The 4,141-nt window shown below is 61.0% G+C and carries 2 protein-coding genes; both read right to left on the reverse strand.

The genetic code is table 11. From position 1 onward, the window contains the following. Positions 1 to 249 precede the first annotated feature (249 nt). The gene (locus NW809_RS11075) at positions 250 to 1,083 is read right to left on the reverse strand and encodes a DUF4388 domain-containing protein (protein ID WP_099812672.1); all 834 of its coding nucleotides are present in this window, start codon (positions 1,081 to 1,083) and stop codon (positions 250 to 252) included. 278 nt (positions 1,084 to 1,361) lie between these two features. Further along, positions 1,362 to 3,848: a heavy metal translocating P-type ATPase gene (locus NW809_RS11080; RefSeq protein WP_414402147.1), complete on the reverse strand. Its 2,487-nt coding sequence runs from the start codon at positions 3,846 to 3,848 to the stop codon at positions 1,362 to 1,364. Positions 3,849 to 4,141: the final 293 nt, after the last annotated feature.

Consider the following 4,141-nt stretch of genomic DNA (forward strand, 5'->3'; position numbering starts at 1 on the left):
GTCAACAACCGTGTAGCGACGGCAAAGCCATCTTCGCTCAAGTACTCAACCTGGCAGCAATTCTACTGATGAACGATCTTTTTGGAGAGATAAAGTCTAAGCGTTGAGCTGCGTAAGATTTTGGCATCAATTCCTATTACTTTTGTGTTGCTTTGGTCCAGATCTGTTACAGCCATCCAGTTCATCTTTACCTAAATTAACTTCGTAAAGCCGGCGTAGGAGCATGCAATAGAATTTTACTCTACCGGCTTATTTTTCGCGCATGGTTTTGAGGAGAGTAGATAGGCGGCTGACCAAGGAAGGCTTGACCGGCTCCTTCTCTTCCCGAAGGTTGGGGAGAAGCTTAGAAGCCGCCGCAAGCGCAGGCTGGGGTGAAGCGGCCGAGCTGTCGCAGGGGCTGAGCAACCCCAGCTTGGCCAGGCGGGCGCAGGCATAGCGGACTTCTAAGAGATCTGCCTTTAGGGCTTGGGCCAACTCAACCAGGTTGCGAGCGGGCGAAACCTGCTCCAAGATTGCCCACTCCAGGGGCGAGAGTTTGTACAAGGGCAACTCGGTGCTGGTACGCCAGAAGTAGCTGTCCGGCTGGGGCAGATTTTCTTCCGGGCGCTGATCCAACCGAAGCTGCTGCAGCGCTTCCAAAGCCACGGCACTGGCTCCTTTGCTCAGGCCGGTCATCTCGCGGTAGGGCAGGGGCACGTTGGGCAAGAAGCTAAACTGTCCCGCTTCCAGGGCAAAGAGGCTGTAAAGCCCCACCTGCAGTTGATAGCGAAAGAGCTTGGCCAAAGCTGCAGGGGAAATAAACCCCTGCCGCTGCAAGCAAAGGCCCAGAGGCTCCTGCAAGCTGCAGAGGGAGGCCAAATCTGCCACGACTTGCTGGCTGACCAGGTTTAAGCGCACCAGCAAGCGCTCCAACTGATGCTCTTCTTGGGGAGACAAGGCCGCCACCACTCGCCCCTGATACAGCCAAACTCGATAAATGCCATTGGGCCCCCAAATGGAGAGTTGGCCTGTTTTCTTTCCTTTTTCCATCAAATGCAACAGCTCGGCTAGGGAAAATTCCTGAAGATCTCCAAGCATTGCCATGTCTCTGCCCTCTCTCCAACTTTCGGATCTGACTTTTTCAGTATTTTCACGGTTTTTCCCTTGCTACGCAAGGTACAAAACGAGGCAGCTTTGGGCCAGCGCAAGCCTCATTTTACATTTGGCTTTTCAAAAGTCAAAGCTAATTAATTTCCTTGATTGAACTTAATCGAGATCGCTGCTTCCTAGGCCTGAGCAGGACAAAAGTTGTGGCAGAAGTCAGTAAAACTTCGGAAATAGAAACAGATAGTAGGCGGAATATTGGTTGTCTTTAACACTTTTTAATTTTGCTCGTCAGGGGATCCACCACTTATAAAAGTTCTCCTGAGAAGGAGTGAATTGAAGATTACACTGAGGGAGCTGAAGGCCATGAGGCCGCCGGCCAGGGCGGGGCTGAGGCCGATGCCGAAGCTGGGCAGGAGCGCACCGGCAGCCACCGGGATCCCGACCCAGTTGTAGGCGAAGGCCCAGAGGAGGTTTTGCTGGATCTTGCGGAAGGTGGCGCGGCTGAGACGGATGGCTTCCACGACGTCCCAGAGGCGGTTGCGCATGAGGATGATATCGGCAGTCTCGAGGGCGGCAGCGGTGGCAGAGTGCAGAGCCATGCCCACGTCAGCTTGGGCCAGGGCGGGGGTGTCGTTGATGCCATCACCCACCATGGCGACTCTTTGACCCTGGGCCTGCAGATCTCGGATAACCTGAGCTTTGTCTGCCGGCTGCACCTCGGCGATGACGCGGATCCCTGGCACCTGCAAGGCCTGGGCCACCTGCTGGGCCACCTCGGTTCGGTCGCCGGTTAGCAGGACTACCTGCAGGCCCATTTGCCGAAGCCGTTGCAGCGTTGCCCGGGCGTCGGGCCGCAAGGGATCCTGGGCCGCCAACAGCCCCACCAGGGATCCCGCCACGGCCACCCCCACCACCGTTTTGCCAGCTTGTAGCAGCGCCTGGGCTTGGGCCTGCGCTTGCGGGGAAATCGGGATCCCTAGGGCGGCCAGCCCCTCTAAGGAGGCCAAGATGACCTCTTGCCCTTCCACCCGCGCCGAGGCCCCCAGGCCTGGCTGAGTGTAAAACTCGTCGGCAGAGAGCAGGGGTAGTCCTCGCTCGCGGAGGGCCCCCAAAATGGCCTGGGCCAGGGGATGGCGGGTGCCGCTTTCCACCGTGGCCGCCAGTTGCAGCAGCCGAGCCGGATCCAGAGAGGGGTCGAGGGCCAGGCAATCTGTTAGGTGCGGATCCCCCTGGGTGAGGGTGCCGGTTTTGTCGAAGACAACCGTTTGCAGGCGGTGGGTTTTCTCCAGGACATCGCCGCCGCGGATGAGCAGCCCCCGCTCCGCGCCCAGGCCGGTGCCCACCAGAATGGCCGTCGGCGTCGCCAATCCGAGGGCACAGGGGCAGGCCACCACCAGCACCGAGATGGCCAGCTTAAGGCTGAGGAGCAGAGGGGTGGGGTGGGGCGGGTGATCCGCCAGGTGCAGAGGGGAGTGAAGGCCGACCCCCCTCAGGAGCTCGCTGCCCCACAAGGGGATCCCAACCCAGTACCAGAAGGCGAAGGTGAGAAGGGCCAGCACCACCACCCCGTAGGTGAAGTAGCCGGCCACCCGGTCGGCCAGGCCCTGGATGGGGGCCTTGCGGGCCTGGGCTTCTTCCACCAAGCGGATGATCTGGGCCAGGGTGGTGTCTTTGCCGGTGCGCGTAGCTTGGCACAGCAGCAGCCCCGATTGGTTGACCGTCCCGGCCACGACCGGATCCCCTGGCTGTTTGAGCACGGGTAGGGATTCCCCGGTGAGCATGCCCTCGTCCACCGTGGCCTGGCCGGCAATTACTTCCCCATCCACCGGGATCTGCTCGCCAGCCCGCACTTGCAGCCAGTCTCCCACCTGCACCTGTTCCACGGGGCACTGCTCTGCCGCCAGCTCGCCTTTGCTCAGGTCTTCGGCTGGGGATCCTGACCGTTGAGAGGGTCGGACTCGCCAAGCAACGCTGGGGCGCAGGCTGAGCAGCGATTGCAAACTGCTGGCCGCCCGCAGACGGCTCTGCTGTTCCAGGGCCCGCCCCAGCAGGATGAAGCTGAGCAGCATCACCGGCTCTTCAAAGAAGCACTCCCAGCCCACCTGCGGGGCCAGCAACCCCACCAGACTGGCCAGGTAGGCGGATCCGGATCCCAGGGTGACTAGCGTGTTCATGTTGGGGGCCAGCCGCCGCGCCGCCCGCCAGCCGTCCAGGACAAGGCCGCGGGCCGGGCCGACAAAGGTCAGCGTCGCCAACCCCCAGTGCAGCCAGACGTCGTTGAGGACGGGCAGGCCCAGGCGGGCAAAAAGATCCAGGTGTCCAGCGGCAGAAATGAGCAGCAAAAAAACGGCGGTGAGGGCCTGGCGAAGGTGGTCTTGGGCTTGCCGCCGTTGCCGCGCGAGGGGATCCGCAGGCGCGTCCAGGGCATTGTCCCATCCGTCGGGGGAAGGAGCCTGAGCTTGGGGAAAATCGCCTCTGCCGGCGGCGCAAGAGCTGGGAAACCCTGCATCCGTCAAGATCCGGGCCAAATGCTCGGGATCAGGCTGGATCCCAGGGGCAAGTTCCACAAGAGCTGATTCGGTAACCAGGTTAACGCTGGCTTTGACCACCCCCGGCTGATTCAGCAGGGTCTGCTCGACGACCCGAACACAGCCGGCGCAGCTCATGCCCCCAACATGGAGCAGCAGGGATCCCTTTCCAGGCTCTTCCTGAGAGGACGGCTGAGCTATCCGCTCGGGGAACTTCGCATCCGCAGTAGCCATCTCCAATGCCTAGCGGGTCAACACAACTTTTCCCTCACCCCCAGCTCCCTCCCCCAGGGAGAGGGGGGAGCAGCTCCGCGGCAATTGGCAGCGAGCTTGGAGATAAGGAGATACCCCCTATCCTAGCCTTGGCACCCCAGGCCTCTACGAATCTCTTATCCTCGTTGAACCCGCCGCTCAAACTCCTCGCGGGTGGCATCCACCAGTTGCACTGCCTCTGGATAGAGCTGCGGATGGTTTTGCTTTAGCCAACTCAGCAGCCGCGCCAACTGGGCGGCGCAGAGATCCAGATC

It is taken from the genome of Synechococcus sp. WC101, from assembly GCF_047461555.1.
Lineage (GTDB): Bacteria > Cyanobacteriota > Cyanobacteriia > Thermostichales > Thermostichaceae > Thermostichus.

Excerpts from the sequence above, each read along its gene's own strand:
- NW809_RS11075 (WP_099812672.1), bottom strand. The coding sequence starts at position 1,083 with ATGGCAATGCTTGGAGATCTTCAGGAATTTTCCCTAGCCGAGCTGTTG.
- NW809_RS11080 (WP_414402147.1), bottom strand. The coding sequence starts at position 3,848 with ATGGCTACTGCGGATGCGAAGTTCCCCGAGCGGATAGCTCAGCCGTCC.